10 protein-coding genes, 1 tRNA gene and 2 pseudogenes (1 of these 13 only partly in view) are annotated in these 19,863 nt (G+C 66.8%); 12 read left to right on the top strand and 1 reads right to left on the bottom strand.

Annotated features, from left to right (window positions below; all coding sequences use genetic code 11):
• From rsmA to K789_RS0113990, 3 genes and pseudogenes are all read left to right on the top strand, one after another.
• Positions 1-380: pseudogene (gene rsmA, locus K789_RS23165) on the top strand (16S rRNA (adenine(1518)-N(6)/adenine(1519)-N(6))-dimethyltransferase RsmA) (it extends 470 nt beyond the left edge of the window).
• Positions 381-461: 81 nt separating this feature from the next.
• The gene (locus K789_RS0113995; RefSeq protein ID WP_024367297.1) at positions 462-1,424 is read left to right on the top strand and encodes a 4-(cytidine 5'-diphospho)-2-C-methyl-D-erythritol kinase; all 963 of its coding nucleotides are present in this window, start codon (positions 462-464) and stop codon (positions 1,422-1,424) included.
• 99 nt (positions 1,425-1,523) lie between these two features.
• Positions 1,524-3,353: an ABC-F family ATP-binding cassette domain-containing protein gene (locus tag K789_RS0113990; protein WP_024367296.1), complete on the top strand. Its 1,830-nt coding sequence runs from the start codon at positions 1,524-1,526 to the stop codon at positions 3,351-3,353.
• Positions 3,354-3,943: 590 nt separating this feature from the next.
• Here the strand turns inward: K789_RS0113990 and K789_RS0113985 are convergent.
• On the bottom strand, positions 3,944-4,543 hold the full coding sequence (locus K789_RS0113985) for a TetR/AcrR family transcriptional regulator (RefSeq protein ID WP_024367295.1): 600 nt from the start codon (positions 4,541-4,543) through the stop codon (positions 3,944-3,946).
• Between the two features lie 216 nt (positions 4,544-4,759).
• Here K789_RS0113985 and K789_RS0113980 point away from each other — a divergent pair.
• The 9 genes and pseudogenes from K789_RS0113980 to K789_RS0113940 form a co-directional block, all read left to right on the top strand.
• Positions 4,760-4,831: transfer RNA gene (locus tag K789_RS0113980), tRNA-Gln, on the top strand.
• Positions 4,832-5,041: 210 nt separating this feature from the next.
• Positions 5,042-6,532, top strand: coding sequence for a bifunctional UDP-N-acetylglucosamine diphosphorylase/glucosamine-1-phosphate N-acetyltransferase GlmU (gene glmU / locus K789_RS0113975; protein ID WP_024367294.1), 1,491 nt, complete (start codon positions 5,042-5,044; stop codon positions 6,530-6,532).
• 5 nt (positions 6,533-6,537) lie between these two features.
• Positions 6,538-7,518 carry a ribose-phosphate diphosphokinase gene (locus tag K789_RS0113970; RefSeq protein ID WP_024367293.1) on the top strand — a complete coding sequence of 327 codons (981 nt, stop codon included), beginning with the start codon at positions 6,538-6,540 and terminating at the stop codon, positions 7,516-7,518.
• A 292-nt stretch (positions 7,519-7,810) separates the two neighbouring features.
• Positions 7,811-8,407: a 50S ribosomal protein L25/general stress protein Ctc gene (locus K789_RS0113965; protein ID WP_024367292.1), complete on the top strand. Its 597-nt coding sequence runs from the start codon at positions 7,811-7,813 to the stop codon at positions 8,405-8,407.
• 126 nt (positions 8,408-8,533) lie between these two features.
• Positions 8,534-9,126 (top strand): annotated as a pseudogene (gene pth / locus K789_RS23160) (aminoacyl-tRNA hydrolase).
• A 187-nt stretch (positions 9,127-9,313) separates the two neighbouring features.
• Entirely contained in the window at positions 9,314-12,058 is a 2,745-nt protein-coding gene (locus K789_RS0113955; protein WP_024367291.1) for a helix-turn-helix transcriptional regulator, read from the top strand.
• Entirely contained in the window at positions 12,045-14,747 is a 2,703-nt protein-coding gene (locus K789_RS0113950) for a LuxR C-terminal-related transcriptional regulator (RefSeq protein WP_024367290.1), read from the top strand. The genes K789_RS0113955 and K789_RS0113950 overlap by 14 nt, the downstream gene beginning before the upstream one ends.
• 1,030 nt (positions 14,748-15,777) lie before the next feature.
• Positions 15,778-18,462, top strand: a complete 2,685-nt coding sequence (locus tag K789_RS0113945) for a LuxR C-terminal-related transcriptional regulator (protein ID WP_024367289.1) — start codon at positions 15,778-15,780, stop codon at positions 18,460-18,462.
• A 74-nt stretch (positions 18,463-18,536) separates the two neighbouring features.
• Positions 18,537-19,863, top strand: a 1,327-nt coding sequence (locus tag K789_RS0113940; protein ID WP_024367288.1) for an AAA family ATPase, incomplete at its 3' end; no start/stop codon positions are given.

Below are 19,863 nucleotides of genomic sequence, written 5' to 3'. Positions count from 1 at the left end.
TGGCCGCCGGTCCCGGGTCCAAGACCTACGGCGTTCCGTCGGTCAAGGCGGCCTGGTACAGCAGCATGCGCAAGGCCGGCGTCATCGGCATGAACGTATTCTGGCCGGCCCCCAAGATCCACTCCGGCCTCGTGGCGTTCACCCGCCGGGAACCACCCGTCACCACGGCCACCCGGGAACAGGTATTCGCCGTCATCGACGCCGCCTTCGCCCAGCGCCGCAAGACCCTGCGGGCCGCACTGGCCGGATGGGCCGGCAGCGCAGCGGAGGCCGAACGGTGCCTTCGTGCCGCCGGCGTCGACCCCACCGCCCGCGGCGAAGTGATCGACATCGCGGCGTTTTCCCGGATCGCGGAAGCGCACGAGCGCCCCGCTCAATGACCCCCGGGGCAGCCCGGGAAACGTGAGGCCGGTCCGCGGCTGTGCTTGGTGCCTGACCCTGCCATGCCATAGCGTGGAGCCATGAACGCAGTGAGAGGGCGCTTTGCCGCGAGGACTGTCCGGGTCAAGGCTCCCGGCAAAGTAAACGTCTCACTGGATGTCGGGCCCCTGCGCGCGGACGGATACCACTCCGTGGCCAGCGTCTATTTGGCGGTATCCCTTTACGAGGAAGTCGCCGCCACCAGCACGGACACCGGGGAAATAACGGTCAGCATCAGCCCGGCAAGCACCCTGGACCTCGACGGCGTCGACATTCCCCTCGATGAGCGCAATCTTGCCTACAAGGCCGCGGCCATCATGGCCGACGTCTCGGAGCACTCCACCGGCGTCCACCTCGAAATCACGAAACGGGTTCCCGTGGCCGGAGGCATGGGGGGCGGCTCGGCGGACGCGGCGGCCACCCTGCTGGCCTGTGACGCGCTGTGGAACAGCGGGCTGTCCCGCGACGAGCTGGCCCATCTGGCCGCCGAACTCGGCGCCGACGTGCCGTTCTCCCTGCTCGGCGGAACCGCCGTCGGGCTCGGCCTGGGCGATGAACTCTCGCCTGCGCTGGTCAAGGCGCAGACCGACTGGGTCCTCGTGGCCGCGGACTTCGGCCTGCCCACCCCGGAGGTGTACCGGACCCTGGACCGGCTGCGCTCGGCTGAGGGGGCGGTCATCGAGGAACCCACCGCGGTGGACCCGATGATCCTCCAGGCCCTGCGGGCCGGCGATGCCGATGCCCTGAGCCGGGTGCTGGTCAACGATCTCCAGCGCGCCTCGATTGAGCTGGCGCCCAGCCTCCGGGACACCCTGGGACTCGGTGAATCCCTGGGGGCGATCGCCGGAATTGTCTCCGGCTCCGGCCCCACGGTCGCGCTGCTGTCGCACAGCCCGGCGGCGGCTGAGGGACTGGCCAACGACCTGCGGCACCACGGCCTCGACGCCCTGGCGGTGCACGGACCGGTTCACGGGGCACGCATCATCTCCGATACGCTCCTTTAATAGGATTGTCGTCGTCCCCCGCACGACGTACCGGGCTTGGGTCGATCCAGCCTGACCATATTTGCTCGATAATATTCTTCTCTAGGAAAGCAGTTCCCAGTGGCACACCTGCTCGGCGGCGAGAACCTCACGGTATCGTATGCAACCCGTACCGTCCTCGATGGCATTACCCTCGGCCTTGAAGAGGGCGACCGGATCGGCATGGTGGGCCGCAACGGTGACGGCAAGTCGACGCTGATGCGCCTGCTGGCCATGCGGGCGACCCCGGACTCCGGCCGCGTCACCAAACGCAGCGAGGTCAACATCGGCTACCTGGACCAGAGCGACGTGCTCGACGGCGACCTCACCGTCGGTGCCGCGATCGTCGGCGACCAGGCCGACTACGAATGGGCCCGCAACCCGCAGATCCGCGAAGTCATGGGCGGACTCGTGTCCGACGTCGACTGGCACGCCAACGTCCATGCCCTCTCGGGCGGGCAGAAGCGCCGGGTGGCGCTGGCCAAGCTGCTCATCGAGGACCATGACGTCATCATGCTCGACGAGCCCACCAACCACCTCGACGTCGAAGGCGTTGCGTGGCTGTCCCGGCACCTGAAGACCCGCTGGCGGGCCAACCAGGGCGCTTTCCTTGTCGTCACCCACGACCGCTGGTTCCTCGATGAGGTCTGCACCAAGACCTGGGAAATCCACGACGGCATCATGGACCCCTTCGACGGCGGTTACGCGGCCTATGTGCTGGCCCGCGCCGAACGTGACCGCTCCGCTTCCGTGGTGGAAAGCAAGCGCCAGATGCTGGTGAAGAAGGAGCTCGCCTGGCTCCGCCGCGGCGCCCCGGCTCGGACCGCCAAGCCCAAATTCCGGATCGAGGCGGCCAACGCCCTGATTGCCGACGTTCCCGAACCGCGCGACTCGACGGCGCTGAGCAAGATGGCCACCGCCCGGCTCGGCAAGGACGTCCTGGACCTCGAGAACGTCTCCCTCGACTTCCTGGGCGGCGAACCCGGGCAGAAGCTCTTCGACAACATCACCCTGCGGCTCGCCCCCGGTGAACGGCTGGGCCTGGTGGGCGTCAACGGCGCCGGCAAGACCACCCTGCTGAAGCTCCTCAACGGCGAGATCCAGCCCACGTCCGGCAAGGTAAAGCGCGGCAAGACGGTGGTCACCGCGGTCCTGACCCAGGAGGTCAAGGAGCTCGACGACGTTTCGGATTTGCGCGTCATCGAAGTGATTGAGCGGGAGAAGCGCTCGTTCAACGTCGGCGGCAAGGAATTCACCGCCGGCCAGCTCGTGGAGCAGCTTGGCTTCACCAACGAGAAGCAGTGGACCCCGGTCAAGGACCTCTCCGGTGGCGAACGCCGGCGCCTCCAGCTCCTGCGCCTGCTCGTGGGGGAGCCCAACGTGCTGATGCTCGATGAGCCCACCAACGACCTCGACACCGACACCCTGGCCGCCGTCGAAGACGTGCTGGACGGCTGGCCGGGCACACTCGTCGTCGTCAGCCACGACCGCTACCTGCTGGAACGCGTCACGGACCACCAGATGGCACTCCTCGGCGACGGCAAGATCCGCGCCCTGCCGCGCGGCGTTGACCAGTACCTGGAACTGCGGGAGGCGGCGCTGGCAGGCTCCACCATCACCGGCGGCGGCAACCCGGTCACCGCCGCCAGCGGCGCCTCGGCACCCGCGGCAGCCGGTTCGTCGGAGGCCGAAAAGCGGGACGCCCGCAAGGCCAAGAACCGGATCGACCGCCAGCTGGGCAAGCTCAAGCAGCAGGAAGACAAGATCCATGCCCAGATGACCGCAGCGGCCGCCGACCCCTCCGCCGTCGGCGAACTCGCCGGACTCAACAAAAAACTCAAGGACCTCGCGGTCGAACGCGAAGCCCTCGAACTCGAATGGCTGGGAGCCCTCGAGGTCCTGGGGGAGTAGGCTTCCGGGCTTCTCGCCGCGGGACATGCCCAGTGTGTTGCGGCAGGGATGGACATGTCCCTCCGCGCCTCTGAATACCCGCAGGACATGCCCCTTGGTGCCGGCCAGGGATGGGCATGTTGGCATTATGTCCACTCTTTGAGGCCAGGGGAGGGCATGTCCCGTGGGGCGCTCGGTTACTTCGGTTCCTTCGTCGCCGGCAGGGGTTCGTCATGTCCCTGGGTCCTGGCCCCGGCTGGACATGTCCCCCGGGCCACTCAAAACTCTCAGGACATGCCCCTTGGTGCCGGCCAGGGATGGGCATGTTGGCATTATGTCCACTCTTTGAGGCCAGGGGAGGGCATGTCCCGTGGGGCGCTCGGTTACTTCGGTTCCTTCGTCGCCGGCAGGGGTTCGTCATGTCCCTGGGTCCTGGCCCCGGCTGGACATGTCCCTCGGGCCACTCAAAACTTTCAGGACATGCCCCTTGGTGCCGGCCAGGGATGGGCATATTGGCATTATGTCCATTCTTGGAGGCCAGGGGAGGGCATGTCCCGCGCAGGGCTCAGTGCACCAGGACCCGTCCCGGTGCCCCGGCGTGCGAAGCCCGGCTAGTCGTCGCTGCGGAGCTCGGGGTCTTTTTGGAGGCCGGTGAGGCCGTTCCAGGCAAGGTTGACCAGGTGGGCGGCGACCTCGCGCTTGTCCGGGGTCCGGCTGTCCTGCCACCACTGGCCGGTCATTGCGACCATGCCGACCAGCATCTGCGCGTACATGGCGCCGTCGGCCGAGGTGAAGCCGCGGCGCGCGAACTCGTCGGCCAGGATGTACTCCACACGGGCCGTGACGTGGGAGAGCAGGGTGGAAAATGCCCCTTCGGGCTGGGTCGGCGGAGCATCGCGCATAAGGATCCGGAAGCCGTCGGTGCGGTCCTCGATGTAGCTCAGCAGCGCCAGGGCGGCCCGCTCGACCAGTACGCGCGGCTTGGCTTCCTCGGACAGTGCGTCGTTGATGGAGCCCAGCAGGATCCGGAACTCGAACCCAACGACCTGCGTGTACAGGCCCTCCTTGGAACCGAAGTGCTCGTAGATCACCGGTTTAGACACGCCTGCGGCAACGGCGATCTCCTCGATGGTGGTCCCGTCCAGTCCGCGGAGCGCGAAGAGTCCCCGGCCGATACCGATGAGCTGGCTGCGGCGCTGGGGCCCCGTCATCCGGATCCGGGGTACGTAGCCGGCAGGCCTCACGGGCCGGCCGCTGCGGCCCTCCGCCCCTCCGGATACCCCTGCGCTGTTGCTCACAGCTCCATCATGCCCCAGAACGTCCACCAGGAGGGCTGCGGCCGGGCCGCAGACACGGCGCCAACACTTGAGGGCAATGCAGTATGGCAGAATTGACTCTCGTGCCACAGGCTCAACGCCTGGGCATGGTCCGCCCTGGTGTAATGGCAGCACCCCGGCCTTTGGAGCCGTGGAGTATAGGTTCGAGTCCTATGGGCGGAACTGTTGCGCATCGCGGGGCCGGGAAACGGCGCCGCCGGGCGCGGCCCGGTGTGAGTCCAGTAGGATGAATCTGGCGCCACGACCGGAGTCTGGTCCGCCCACACCGCGCGGATCCGGCAACCGAGGTGCACCAGCTGGCCTCGGCCGCCGGCCACCCAGATCCACCAAGCAGGGGCATGAGTTAAGCCGCTGAGCAAGGAGAGCCCGTACGTGAGCCCCGAGAAGACCGGCCCAGCCGCCGTCATCGTCCTAGCTGCAGGGGCCGGTACCCGGATGAAGTCCCGTACCCCCAAAATTCTCCACGAGATCGGCGGCCGGTCCCTCGTCGGCCACGCGCTGCACGCCGCCCGCACCATCCGGCCGCAGGAGCTGGCCCTCGTCGTCCGGCATGAACGCGACCTCGTGGCCGCCCACATCGCCGCCGTGGACCCGTCCGCCCTCATCGTCGACCAGGACGAGGTGCCCGGCACCGGCCGGGCCGTCGAGGCAGCCCTTGAGGCCCTCGACGCGCTTCACCCCGACGGCCGGCTCAGCGGCACAGTCGTCGTCACCTACGGCGACGTCCCCCTGCTCACCGGCCAGCTGCTCGCCGAACTCGTCGACAGCCACGAGGCCGGCCACAACGCCGTCACCGTCCTCACCGCCGTCCTCGACGACGCCGCCGGCTACGGCCGCATCCTGCGGGCTGCCGACGGAACTGTCACCGGGATCCGGGAGCACAAGGACGCCACGGACGCCGAACGCGGGATCCGCGAGATCAACTCCGGCATCTACGCCTTCGACGCCGCCGTGCTCCGCGATTCGCTGGCCCACGTCACCACCGACAACGCCCAGGGCGAGAAATACCTCACCGACGTGCTGGGCCTCGCCCGCGCCGCCGGAGGCCGCGTCGCCGCAGTCGTGACCGAAGACCGCTGGCAGGTCGAGGGCGCCAACGACCGGGTCCAGCTCTCGGCCCTCGGTGCCGAACTCAACCGGCGCACGGTCGAGGCCTGGATGCGCGCCGGCGTCACCGTCGTCGACCCGGCAACCACCTGGATCGACGCCACCGTCACCCTCGACGAGGACGTCCGGCTGCTGCCCAACATCCAGCTCCACGGCACCACCACGGTAGCGCGCGACGCCGTCGTCGGCCCCGACACGACCCTCACCGATGTCCAGGTGGGGGAGGGTGCCAAGGTGATCCGCACGCACGGTTCCGGCTCAACGATCGGCGCCCGGGCGAGCGTCGGCCCGTTCACCTACCTGCGCCCCGGCACCGTCCTGGGCGAGACCGGCAAGATCGGCGCCTTTTACGAGACGAAGAACGTCACCATTGGCCGGGGCTCCAAGCTCTCCCACCTCGGCTACGCCGGCGACGCCGAGATCGGCGAGGACACCAACATCGGCTGCGGCAACATCACTGCGAACTACGACGGCGAGAAGAAGCACCGCACGGTCATCGGCTCAGGCGTCCGTACCGGCTCCAACACTGTCTTCGTCGCGCCCGTCCAAGTGGGCGACGGCGCCTACAGCGGCGCCGGCGCCGTGATCCGCCGCGACGTGCCGCCCGGGGCCCTGGTCCTCTCGGTGGCCAAGCAGCAGAACGCCGAGGGCTGGGTCCTGGCGAACCGCCCGGACTCGATTTCCGCGTCCCTGGCCCAGGCCGCCGGCGCCACCACGACTTCCTCCAGTACTCCGGCATCTACAGAAGAGGGCTAGCAATAATGAGCGAAATTACGGCACGCGGCGAGAAGAAGCTGGTGCTTGCCGCTGGGCGCGCGCATCCGGAGCTGGCGAAGGAGATCGCCAAGGAACTCGGGACCGAGCTGCTGCCCCTGGACGCCTACGACTTCGCCAACGGCGAGATCTATGTCCGGGCCGGCGAAAGCGTGCGCGGCACCGATGCCTTCGTCATCCAGGCGCACCCGGCCCCGTTGAACAACTGGCTGATGGAACAGCTGATCATGATCGATTCGCTCAAGCGGGCCTCCGCCAAGCGGATCACGGTCGTTTCGCCGTTCTACCCCTACGCGCGCCAGGACAAGAAGGGCCGCGGCCGCGAGCCCATCTCCGCGCGCCTCATCGCCGATCTCTACAAGACCGCCGGCGCCGACCGCATTATGAGCGTGGACCTGCACACCTCGCAGATCCAGGGCTTCTTCGACGGCCCCGTGGACCACCTCATGGCCATCCCGCTGCTGGCGGACTACATCCGTACCCGCGTCGGCGCTGACGACATCACAGTGGTTTCCCCGGACACCGGCCGTGTCCGGGTCGCCGAACAGTGGGCCGAACGCCTCGGCGGCGCGCCGCTGGCCTTCGTGCACAAGAGCCGCGACCTCACCGTCCCGAACCAGGCCATCTCCAAGACAGTCGTCGGCCAGATCGAGGGCCGCACCTGCGTGCTGATCGATGACATGATCGACACCGGGGGAACCATTTCCGGCGCGGTCCAGGTGCTCAAGAACGCCGGCGCCAAGGATGTCATCATCGCGGCAACGCACGCCGTCTTCTCCGACCCTGCGGCCCAGCGGCTGTCCGAGTCCGGCGCCCGCGAGGTTGTCGTCACCAATACCCTGCCGATCGACGCCAGCAAGCGCTTCCCGCAGCTCACCGTGCTGTCCATCGCTCCGCTGATCGCCCGCGCCATCCGCGAAGTGTTCGACGACGGCTCCGTCACCAGCCTGTTTGACGGCAACGCCTAAACCGATTAACCCGGCAGTTGAGCCCGCTCAGCTGTCCGCCAGTACGGGGCCGTTTTCATGATTGCGGCCCCGCACTGGTAGCCTTATACCGAAACCTTGGCGAGGGAGAGCGCCGGTATTCCGAACTATCCGTGTTGAAGCGGAAATTAATCGGTTACCGGACTGCTGGTCTCCGTTATCGACTGGGTCTGAATCTCCCTTCGGAAGGGCGGCCTCACGGCCACCCGGCGTTGAAGGTCGCAAACAGACCTCCGCCCTTGCTGACCACCGCTAGTCCACACAGGAGATACCCATGGCTGAGCAGAAGCTCGCAGCAGAAGTACGCACCGAATTCGGCAAGGGCTTCGCCCGCCGCGCCCGCATGGCCAACCTGATTCCTGCCGTCATTTACGGCCACGGCGCCGAGCCGATCCACATTACCCTGCCGGCGAAGGCCACCACCCTGGCAGTCCGCAAGGCCAACGCCCTGCTGACCCTGGACATCAACGGCGAACAGCACCTGGCCCTCGTCAAGGACATCCAGCGCGACCCGATCAAGCAGATCATCGAGCACCTCGACCTCCTGACCGTCCGCACCGGCGAAAAGGTCACCGTCGACGTTCCCGTGCACCTCACCGGCGAACTGGCTCCGGGCAACGTGTACAACCAGGAAATGACCGTCGTTTCCCTCGAGGCCGAGGCAACCCACCTGCCGACTGCCATCGAGGTCAGCATCGAGGGCCGCACCGCCGGCGAGCACATCCACGCTTCGGACCTCGTTCTGCCGAAGGGCTCCGTCCTGCTGGCCGACGCCGAGTCCCTCGTCGTGCACATCTCCGAGGCCACCGAGGTCTCCGAGGAAGAGGCATCGGCCGACACCACTGAAGGCTCCTCGGTCGCAGCCGAGTAGCACCCACGATTCCTCCGGTGGCCGGGTCCCCTTGGGGCCCGGCCGCCGTCGTCTCCGCCGGGCAACGCCAGCCCCGCTGCCCGGAACCGGCCCGCCTTGCCGAAGACCATACCGAAGGACTGACCCATGACTGACACCTGGTTGATCGCAGGCCTTGGAAACCCGGGGGCGGAGTACGCCCACAACCGGCACAATGTCGGACAGATGGTCCTCGACGAACTCGCTTCCCGGATCGGGAGCGGCTTCAAGTCCCACAAGTCCCGGGCCCAGGTCCTGGAAGGCCGCCTCGGCATCGGCGGCCCCCNCCCCGCGTGGTGCTGGCCAAGCCGCTGAGCTACATGAACGTCTCCGGTGGGCCGGTCGCGGCGCTGGCCAAGTTCTATGACATCGATCCCGGCCACGTCATCGCAGTGCACGACGAGATCGACATTCCCTTCAACACGGTGAAGCTGAAGCTGGGCGGCGGCGAAGGCGGCCACAACGGCCTGCGGGACATCTCAAAGGCCCTCGCCACCAAGGACTACCTGCGCGTCCGGGTCGGCGTAGGACGCCCCCCGGGCAGGATGGACACCGCGGACTTTGTGCTGAAAGACTTTTCCGGCCCGGAGAAGAAGGAACTGCCCTTCCTGATCGATACAGCGGCCGACGCCGTGGAAGCCCTGGTCCGTGACGGCCTGCTCACGGCCCAGCAACAGTTCCACCCGGCGAAGACCCCCTAGCCGGACCAGCCCCGGCACGGCAGCCGCGGCCCAAGGGGTAACGCGCCGTCGCCGACCCCGAATTCCTTCCAAGCTTCCAGAAATGCCTATATGATCGCTCTACTCTCATGTCGGGGGATAGGGATACGCTACTTCTAAGCGGACGGTCTCAGGTTTGCTGTCCGCAAAGCGGTACGAAGGAAACTAGATGTCGAGGGAATCGCTGGGCTGGGGGAATGTTTCCACTACATTGGCACCCGCCGAAGAAGAACCTGTAACCGGTCCGCTGGACCGGCACAGGTGGGCTGGTCTTGCGCGAAATGCCGACGCCGACCGGGTTCGCAGCGCCCTGCTCGCCGAAGACCGCATGGGCGTGGTCATCACCGGCGACCGCGGGGTGGGCAAGACCCAGGTGGGACGCACAGTGATCGCGGGTTTCGGGCCTGACGTCTACACCCTCCAGCTGCGCAGCTCCGGACCGGGCTCGGCCACCCCCTACGGATGCCTGGCCTTTACGCTCGCCCGCCTGCCGCAAAGCTCCCTTGGCTCGCCGACGGCCATCCTGCATGGCATCACCTCCCTGATCCGCGACGACGCCGCCGGACGCAAGTGCGTGATTCTGCTGGACAACGCCGGCGCCCTGGACGAACTGAGCACCGGGGTCCTGCTCAACCTCGTGCAGACCCGGACCGCGCGGCTCGTCGCCACGGCACAGCGGACCACGGACCTTCCGCCGGACTTCTACTGGCTTATCACCTCCGGGCAGCTGGCCGAGGTCCGGCTCGCCAACCTCACGGAGGTCGAAACCCTCGAGGTGCTCAAGGCAGCCCTCGGCCATAGGGTATCCAGCGCACTGGCGAGCCAGCTCCACCACCTTGTCGGCGGCAGCCCGACCCTGCTGCAGGCCGTGGTCTCGGAACAGATCGAACGCGGCAACCTCGTGCTCTCCGGCTCCGTCTGGACCCTGGTGGACGAGGTGGTCCTTGACGGCCGCACCGCGCTGGAAGACATCGTCCGGGCCCGGTACGCCCGCGAAACACCGGTGGCACGGGAACTCATCGAGGTGCTGTCCTGTGCCCGGACCCTGCCTTTGGCCCGGCTCGCACGGATGTACAGCCCAGGCGTCATAGCGGACATGGAGGACGCGGGCCAGATCGTCGTCGACCGGACGGACCGCCACCTCGTGTCGCTCGGTGACCGCTATCTGGGCGACATCGTCCGCAACTGGCTCAGCGTGGAGCGCAGGCTGGAGCTGCGGGACAAGGTGCCCGGACACCAGCAGGATGAGCTGAACGAGCTGACCGTGGAGGACCTGCTGGCCTATGCGGCATGGACCCACGACTGCGACGCGCCCCTGGCACCCGCCCACGCCGTGGCGGCCGCCGGCGCCGCCGTCAAACTCTTTGACCCGAAGTTCGCGCTCAAATGCGCCGGCAGCCTGAGCCCGGAGGATCCGGAATGGACCGAGGGGCAGCTGCAGAAGTCCGCCGCCTACCTTCAGCTGGGGCTGCCCCTGCAGGCCATGGCCGCCCTGGATGATGTCTCTGAGGCCCAGCTTGGCACCCTCGGTGCCGAAGCGTACGCGGAACTGATGGCCGCGAAAGTGGACTGTATGTCCTGGCTCAAGGACCGGACGGGCCAGGTCCCCGAGCTGATCCGGCAGGCCCGGCTGCGGCTCGAGGAAGCCAGCGCCGGCCAGCCGGAAGCATCACCGCAGGAGCTGACCCGCGCCCGACTGTGCCTGGACCTCTGCGAATTCAACTTCCTTTCCTTTGTCGGTGACTATGAGCCAATGATGGACCGGCTCAGCGCAGCGGCGTCAGCGGAAGTGGACGACATCAACCCGGTGCACCGGCTCAGGTCCGGAATCATCCTGATGGAAGCCCTGTGCATGACGGGCAAGGAAGTCGAGGCCCGCAAGCTGATGCGCGAGATCGGCGGCCAGCTGGGGGAATGGTCCAACGTTCCGCGGATCCGGGAAAACTTTGCCTGGCGATCCTTCAACGTGCTGCTGTTGTCCGGACAATGGCGCCAGAGCATCGACATGCTCAAGGACGCGAGCGGCCGGGCCGGCCACGGACTGCACTCAGGCAGCGCGCCCACTGATCTTGCCGTCGGACTCGCCTATGTATACGCGGGTCGCGGCTACATGGCCCTCGACCCGCTCCTTGCCGCCGTCGCGCAGCTGGAAGTCCGGGCGAGCCTGCACTCGTTGCGCCAGGCCTACGCAGCCACTGCCTTCGCCTACGCCCAGACCGGGAACTCCGTGCAGGCTTCCGTCTACTTGGACCGGGCACGGTCAGCGGATGGCCCCGCACGCTTCGCGATTCGAAGTTCTGCAGACTTCTGCATGGACATGGCCTCGCGCTGGCTGGGCGATCCGGAGGCGAAGGACCGGCTGGTGCGCGCGGCCGAGGAACACTACCGGGCCGGGCGGTATACCCTGGCCGGGATCTCCATGCTCGGTGCAACGGTCAACGGCACCACCAAGGATTTCGAGTTCCTGGAGGAGATCGCGGCGTTTCGGCAGGGGGCTCTCGCGGAGCTGTCCCGGACCATCGCCGTGGGCAGCCGCAAGAAGGACGCCGCCATCATGCTGGAGGCCGCCGGCCAGGCCGCGGCCATGGAACTCGACGCCGTCCAGGCCAGATGCGCTGCCCTCGCCTTCGACTTCGCGAAGGCTGCTGGGCTCAGCGGCAAGGCCAGCGCCGCACACGCCATCCTTGAAAGCCTCGCGGTCTCATTGCCGGCCCTGCCGATCATGCCCAGGAATAAGGGGCCACTGCTCACGGACAGGGAGCGGCAGATTGCCACCCTCGCCGGCAACGGCGTCTCCAACAAGGACATTGCGCTGGCCATCGGCATTTCTGTCAGAACAGTGGAAGGACACCTCTACCAGGTGTTCACCAAGCTGGGAGTTTCTTCGCGAAGTGATCTGCTTGGACTCATCTAGGAAGCGCGCAACCGCCCCCGACGCTGCGGAGGCATCCACGGTCCTGACCGGGCGAAACGAGGACCTGCGTTCGGCGGTGGAAGCCATCCAGGGGAGCAACCACGTCGCCGTCCTCCTGCTCGGTGACAGCGGGATCGGCAAATCCACCCTCCTCGAAGCCGTGGTGGCCGAACTGCAGACAGCCGTGACGCCGGTCCGCATCCACGGCAGCCCGTCGCTGTCGAATGTGCCGTACGGCGTGCTGGGTCCCTTTATTGTCGGGCTGCCCGTGCAGGAAGCCACTTCGCAGCTGGCCGTGCTCAGGACTTTCTGGGCGAGACTCGAAGACGAGCGCAGCGCCTCCCAGAAGCCACTGCTGCTGATCGTGGACGACGCCCATGACCTTGACGAGTCGACCGCCGGGATCCTGGTGGAACTCGCCGCCGCCGGCTGGGCGAAACTGCTCGTGGCCTCGGCCACCCGGCCTGGCTTGCCGGAACCGCTGCTGCAGCTGTGGTTTGAGGGAATCGCCGAACGCCTCGACCTCCGGCCCCTGAGTCAGCATCAGACAAACGCGATACTCGAAGGCGCGCTGGGGCCGCAGGTCCTGCCGAGCGTCGCCGAAATCCTCTGGGAGGCTTCCGAAGGCAATCCGCTGCTGCTCAACGGTCTCATCGAGGACGCGAAGAGCGACGGAACGTTGCTGCAACGCAACGGGGTCTGGCTGCTCGCGCGCCCGCTTAACAGCCACGGGGACCGCTTGACGGACGTCGTGCGGCGGCAGCTGCTCCGGCGCTCACCGGCAGAACGCCAGGCCCTGAACCTGATCGCCCTGTCGGAGCCGGTGTCCCGCGACGCCATTGAGTCCACGGTGGGCGAGGATCCGGTGGCGGCACTCATCGAACACGAGATGATCCGCGTCACGCCTGCGCCACACCCCCAATTGCGGCTGTGGCACTCCATCTACGGCGACACGCTGCGCAACCTGATCTCCCCGGCCCGCAGCCTCCAGCTCCGGCAGAGCCTCCTGCGGCGCCTGGACAGCGAGCCGACGTCGGCAGAAGGCCTCCTGCGTCAGGTGAGCTGGTCAATGGAATGCGGAGCGGAGATCGAGGACCGACAGCTGCTGCGGGCAGCCGTCCTGGCTAGCCGGCTGTATGAGGACGAGCTGGCCCGCAAGGCCTCCGCACTGGTCAAGGACCCTGAACTGCAGGTGGCAGCGCGGGCCGTGACAGCGCGGACCTACTTCAACACCTCGGACTATGCGGCCGCCCGGGACATCCTGGAGCGCGACTTCGCCAAGGGACTCAGCGTGGCAGTGCTCCTGACGGGAACCCTGATGTGGGCTGCGGTCCAGGCCGCTCTCGGCCACACGCCAGCGGACATCATGGACCGCGCCGGGGCCCTCCTGGAAGCAGGGGAGCGGCTGGGCAGGGAAAACCCGGAAGACGCCGATGGCATCCTCAAGGCCACCAGGGAGCGATATGACACCATGCATGCCATGGTGTACGCCCTGGCAGGGGAGTACCCGGAGGGTGCCGGCACGGAAGCCGACGGCGAGGCCGTCCCCCCGGCCAATACCCTTGAAGCAGCGTTCAGGCTGGCACTGACGTCGGAGCGGCTCCTGGTGCAGGGTAAGGCAGTCCAGTCCTTCGCCGCTGTCTCCGAGGCCCTGGAAACCGCGGGCTCAGGACCCGACGAACTGTATTTCCTGGCGGAATTCCTCGTGGCGCGGGCAGCGGCTGCCGTGATCCACGGGGGCGACTGGGAAGCCGCCGAAAAGCTCCTTGCCGGAGTCGGCGCCGGGCAAGGGCCCAACCTCATCTCGTTCGGCGGGGGAGTCCACGCCGCGCACGGCATCATCCTGCTGTACCAGGGCAAGGCCGCCCAGTCCCTGAACACCCTCAGCGCGGCCCTGGAGTCACTGCGGCTCGCGGATCCCCAGCAGCTCTTCGCCCTGGTCTGCTCGATGGGGTTCGCCGCCGCCGCCGAAGTCGGTGCCAAAGACAAGGCCACGGCGTTCCTCGCCGACTACGAAGCCGCGCCCCGGGCGGTCTCACGCTACCTGCGCGTCCTCTCGCAGATGGCAGTCACGTACGGAAAAGCGCGCCTCGGCAATTACCCGGCGGCCGTCGACGAACTCCGCGCGCTGGGCCGGCCCAACGGGGACGGTTCCACCGCGGGCCTGGAATTTGATTCGCTTACCTTCTGTCTGGCTTTGGGAGACCGCAACGCGGCTGTCCGGCTCCTCGAACTGCAGCCCGGGCTGGAAGGGCCCAGGCCGGCAGCTATTTGTCACTATGCGGCGGCGATCAGGACGGACCTCGCCACCGACCATCTGGAAGCAGGCAAGAGCTGCGAAGATGCCGAGCTGTGGGGCTTCGCGGCACTTGCCTATGATGCCGCTGCGAACGGGTACCGGGCGGCCGGTGACACCCTGCGCGAGCGCATGGCGCTGTCCCAGCGGAAGCGGTGCCTGGACCGGGCAGACAGCCTCGCCGGCCAGGAACAGGAAGCTGAATCTGATGTCCTCGGCCTGCTGACCCGGCGCGAGCGCGACATCGTGGCGCTGGCGGTCCGCGGCCTCAGCGACCGCCAGATTGCCGCGGAGCTGCAGGTTTCCATCCGGACCGTCGAAGGCCACCTTTACCGCAGCTACGCCAAGCTGAACGTCAAGGGCCGCGATCAGTTGCCGGGAGTCTCCTCCTAGCCTCCGCCCGGGCGTTCCACGGGCAGCCGGTTTTCCGGTCCTCCGGTCCCTCGTGTCCACACCTGCGAAGGCAACACTGCCTTTTCCCCTTCGGGCGTGCGTAACTCCGGGGGGTCGGCAAGTAGGCACCACGCTGCCCGGGTATGGGGACCGCGTAGCCGGACCGCACAACTGTCGGAAGGCGGCTGCCGTGGCAAGTACCCTCGATCCAGGTTTCGTCGGAACCCGTCACGAATTCGAGTACGGACTACCGGTGTGCGGTGGCCGTCGGGTTCGCTAGATTGTAGTCAGCACCAGGAACAAAGGACTTTGAATAAGGACTTTGAACCAGGAGACTGAATCAGGGACTCCGAGCAAAGGACTTTGGACGTGGAGCCATCAACGCGGAAGCGGTCCAGGCAATCCGAAGACGCTGCCAGGGTCGCCGGCGTGGGGAACGATGGTCCGCTCTGGTGCAACAGACATTGAATTATCTTCGAAACGGTCTCCCGAATGGTTCCCGCCGAGTGCGTGAACCCCTTTGACGGAGCCGACGGCGTCGGAACCTTCTGAGACCGAGGTTCCTCCCCCCAGCCGCCGTCGGCTCCCTAAGTTTTCCTTGGCCCCAGTCCTGGCTCNGCCGCCCGATAGCCGGGCGGCCGTGCCAGAACTGTGAGGCCCCCAGCATGCATCGCGTCCCCACTGTGGGAACCCTGCGGTGGCAGGCGGCAGCCCCAGACGGTGGCACGGCCGCCCCTCCGCGGGCCTGGCGCCGCACCGACACACCCGTGTGAAGGGGCGCCGTGCCGGCGGGCTGGCGCGTCGATTCGAACTACTTGGTTTGAGGCCCGGAACGGCCGGAAGATTCTGAGTACAACTACGTAGCCCAGGGCTGGCCCCTACGCCGGTAATCGAGTAGCACATACGCATCCCGAAATTTCCCCCGGTCAATAAGTTGGACCTATCGGTAGTCATAACTTTGATTGCGAAGGTCTCTCTCATGTATCAGCAAGAAGCCGGCCTGCCTGCGGGCAGCGGCAGAACAGATGTGATGTCAGCCGCCCAACGTCCGGGGAAGGGGCGGCCCGAGAAGCACTACACGCGCCACAAGACCGTTGCGGAGGTGGTCGCGGCCCTCACATCGGGATCGGGCTGCGGGGCCGTGATTGTTGGGGAACACGGCGCAGGAAAGTCCTTTATTGCCCAGCGGGCCCTCGAGAAGCTCGGCGAAGACTACTTGGTGGTTCAGGTCCGGGGCAGTTCCATTTCCTCCAAACTCCCGTATGGGGCCCTCAGCGTACTGCTCAACGAACTTGATGCATCCCACCTTGAGCACCCACTGATGGTGCTGCGTGGCTTGACCCAATTGCTTCATAACCGAGCCCAGGGCCGCAGCGTTGTCCTCTTTGTCGATAATGCGCATGACCTCGATGAGCTCTCCACCATGATGGTTGCCCAGCTCTGCGCCGGTGGACACGTCCAGTTGCTCGCAGCGTGCGTTGACCTGCCTAATCTGGGGAGCGACATCATGGGGCTCTGGAAGGACGACCTGCTGCGCAGGGTGGATCTTGGGCCCTTCGATTTCAGCGAGACGGCGGACAGTCTTGCCCATGAATACGGCGGACACTTTTCCCACACAGCGGCACGTGCCCTCTGGAACGCCAGCGGCGGCAATCCGCTCTTTCTGCACTCCCTGGCCCGGGAACAAATCAAGCTCGGCACGATTGTCCGCCACGAGGATTCCTGGGTTTTGGGGGAGAAACCGGTGGCTTTGGCCGGCGAGATCAGGGATGTTCTTAAGGCCCGCCTGAACCGGCTCAGCCCTGGCCAGCGCGATGTGTTTGAGCTTTTGTCGCTCGCCGGAGCGCTGCCGTTGCAGACCCTCATGAGCGTGTCCAAGGCGCAGGACATCGATACGCTCCAGGAGCGCGGGCTGATCCACGTCAGCCATGACCATCCGCCCATGGTGAGCATCGCCAACCCGGTCACGGCCGGAATCGTTGCCAGTGTGGTTCCGCCCGGCCGCAGTGCGGAGCTTCGCCGCCGGTTGGGTGCTGTTCTCCAGGACCAGGACCTCGACGAGTTCACGGGATCCACCGCAGTGGCGTGGGCTTTGGACTGCGGGGAAGACGTGGAGCCGGGGCTGGCCCTGGCCGCGGCCCGCCTCGCGAACAAAGCATCCGATCCGCACTCCGCCCTCAGATTCACCCGGGAAATCGCGGGCAAGGAGAAGCTCGCCGAAGTGGCCGTCGAATCTGCCAGGGCGCATATGTCCTTGCACAATGACGAAGCAGCCCGCCGTGTCCTGGCTGATGTTGAACTGCGCGCCGGCGATGGACTTGCCCTGGATGAGTGGGCCTCGCTTCAACTGCTGTGGGCCGAGCTGGACAGGCGCAGCCCGGCCGCGGCGGCAAGCGCACTGGCCCGGCTGCAGGAGATTGAACTGCGGCTGACGGCGTCTGGGAACCCCGGGGCTGAGCTGAAGATGGTTGGTGAGCGTGTCCGCCTGGCTTATGCGCAGCTGGCCGCCTTCGAAGGCCGGTACGGTGATGTCCTGCAAATTTTCCAGAATGTGGATGCCACGGATCTGGGCAGCGAAGCAAAGGTCATGGCCGCGAGCCTTGTGAGTGAGGCGAAGGCGGTCACCGGCGATATCCTGGGTGCGGTCGGGCTCGGGAGGCAAGTCATTCTGGCCGCCGGCACGCTTGACCTGTCCGACGGTTCGATCCGGGAAATCCGGGGTCGGTTCCTGCTGCTTCTGCTCCTGTCGGCCAAGTACCGGGAAGCAGCAGACTTCCTCGCGGGCACCTCGGAGTCGTGGGACGAGCAGGCCAGGCTTGGCGGGATGTTCGAGATCGGACAAGGAATCGTCGACCTCCACCGTGGCCACCTCACAAGGGCACTTCAACGCCTGGAGTCCGGGGTTTGGCAGCTCAGGGTGAACGATCCGGATGCAGTTGCCGGACTCGCAACCGCAGCCTGTGCCTATGCATTCGCGCTCCAGGGCGATGAGGAAAAAGCGGGTGCCCTGCTGGTGGAAATCGAGGAGCTGCAGCCCCGGGCACCGTGGCTGGTGAACCGCATCACACGGTACTTTGAACTCTCTGCCAAGGCGGAAATCGGCCAAAAGACCGAGGCCCTGCGCGCACTGAAGCTGGAGGCCGACATGGACACCGAGGCCTCGGCGCTTGCTACCGGCCTCCAGTTCCTCTCAGCGGTGGCCCGGCTGGGTGACCGTCAGGCAAGCCAGAAGCTCAGCGATCTCGCGGGCCAGGTCACCGGGCAGTTCGCCGGCCTGTGCTCCCGGCTTGCGGAAGGGCTGAAGGACGCCGACAGCGAGGAACTGCTGGCAACGTCCAAGGACGCCGATGCGGCCGGCAATGCGGTTTTCGCCAGGGATGTGACCAGGAAAGCGGTCAGTTGTGCCAACGACGCCGGCAACCGCATCTCCCTCAGGATGGCCCAGCGCACGCAGCAGTCCCTGGAGGACCGGTTCGGCAACCCAAGAAATGGCGTGCTCTCACTTTTGAGCGCGACGTTGACAGCACGGGAATCCGAGGTGGCGGTCCGGGCAGCCGCCGGTACGTCCAACCGGAAGATCGCTGACGAGATGCACGTTTCCGTCCGTACCGTTGAGGGACATCTCTACCAGGTGTATGCGAAACTCCACGTCGCGAGCAGGTCGGAACTCAAAGATGTCATCTCCGGACCAGTGGAACACGCCCGCCTCGGCTAACCGACCGGGCCCCCCATCCTCCGGGCGGTCCGGGACGTCCGGGAACCGCCGCGCCGCCGCAGGGAGGGCTGCGGATGGAAAGTCTAACTGAGTCCGCCACGCTGGTTGGCCGGTCCGGCGTCGTCAAGGATATCGTCCGATGCCTGCGCGACGGCGGGATGTCCGGCGCCCTCGTCGTCGGCAACCCGGGCACCGGAAAGACGGCCATTTCCAGGGCGGTCATCCGCGAACTCCGCCCGCACACTGCCGTGATCCGGCTCGCGGCAACGCCGGCCTTGTCTGCCGTTCCGTTCGGCGCGCTGTCGCCCTATCTCGGCCAGCTGCCCGCCCACGACCTCGATTCATTTTCCGCGGTCGTGAAGGCCGTGACGGACAGCATCAAGTCCGAGCCCAGCAAGCCGCTCTTCGTGATCGATGACGCCCAGTGCCTGGACCGCGGGACGACACAGCTTGTAGCGCAAGCCGTCGCCACCGGTGCGGCCAGCGTCCTGGCGACCTGTCGGCCGGGTTTGCTGATCCCGGAGGAATTCCTGGCGCTTTGGGATGACGGGATCCTGGCCAAATTCGACCTGGAACCGCTCACCCGGGCCGAGGTGCATCAGCTCTGCGAGCAGGTGCTCCGCGCCGACGTCTCGCCCTGGGCGAGTGCGGTGTTCGCAGATGCCTCCGCCGGCAACCCGTTTATGCTGCTGTCCCTGATTGAGCACGCCCGGAACACGGGGGCCCTGGGGCTGCGCCATGGAATCTGGTTCCTCATCTCGCCTCCCGGCTTGTCCGATATCCCGGTGGCTGATCTGATCGGTCACGAACTGCGGTCCATGTCACCGGAAGAGAGGACAGCTGCCGCGATAGTGGCCCTCGCGGGGCCGCTTCCGCTCGGCCAGCTCTTGGGATTCGGTGGCCCCAAGGCTGTCGACGCCCTGGAAAGGGCCGGGATCATCAGAGTGTCCCGGGGCGCCGACCGGACCGTCCGGCCGGCGAGTCCCCTGATCGGTGAGATCATCCGCCGTTGGGTTCCGGCGGGTCGAAGCGCCGGATTGCGTGCCAGTTTTGTCTCACTGCCCCCGGGAGCGTCGGTGCCTCCCGAAGCCTTCCTGAACCGGGTCCGGTGGGCGCTGGACTGCGGAGCCGCAGTGCCGGCGGACCAGCTCCTCAAGGCGGCCAGCATCGCCAACGTTGGCCTCGACGCGCAGACAGCGTTGAGGACCGCGGCCGCGGTTTCCGAGGATGCGATGATTCCGGAGGCACGGTTGCAAATGGCATATTCGCGGTATCTGCTGGGGGACCGCCAGCAGTCCGCACAGTTCCTGCAGCTCGCGGGACCTGTCCCGAACCAGGACGCCCGGTACCTGGCGGCCCTGTTGTCCGCCCGCCTGAGGGGGCCGGCAAAGCCCCTGGCGG

The sequence above is a fragment of the Arthrobacter sp. TB 26 genome, assembly GCF_000427315.1.
Lineage (GTDB): Bacteria > Actinomycetota > Actinomycetes > Actinomycetales > Micrococcaceae > Arthrobacter.
This window is presented reverse-complemented; position numbering and strand designations above follow the sequence as displayed.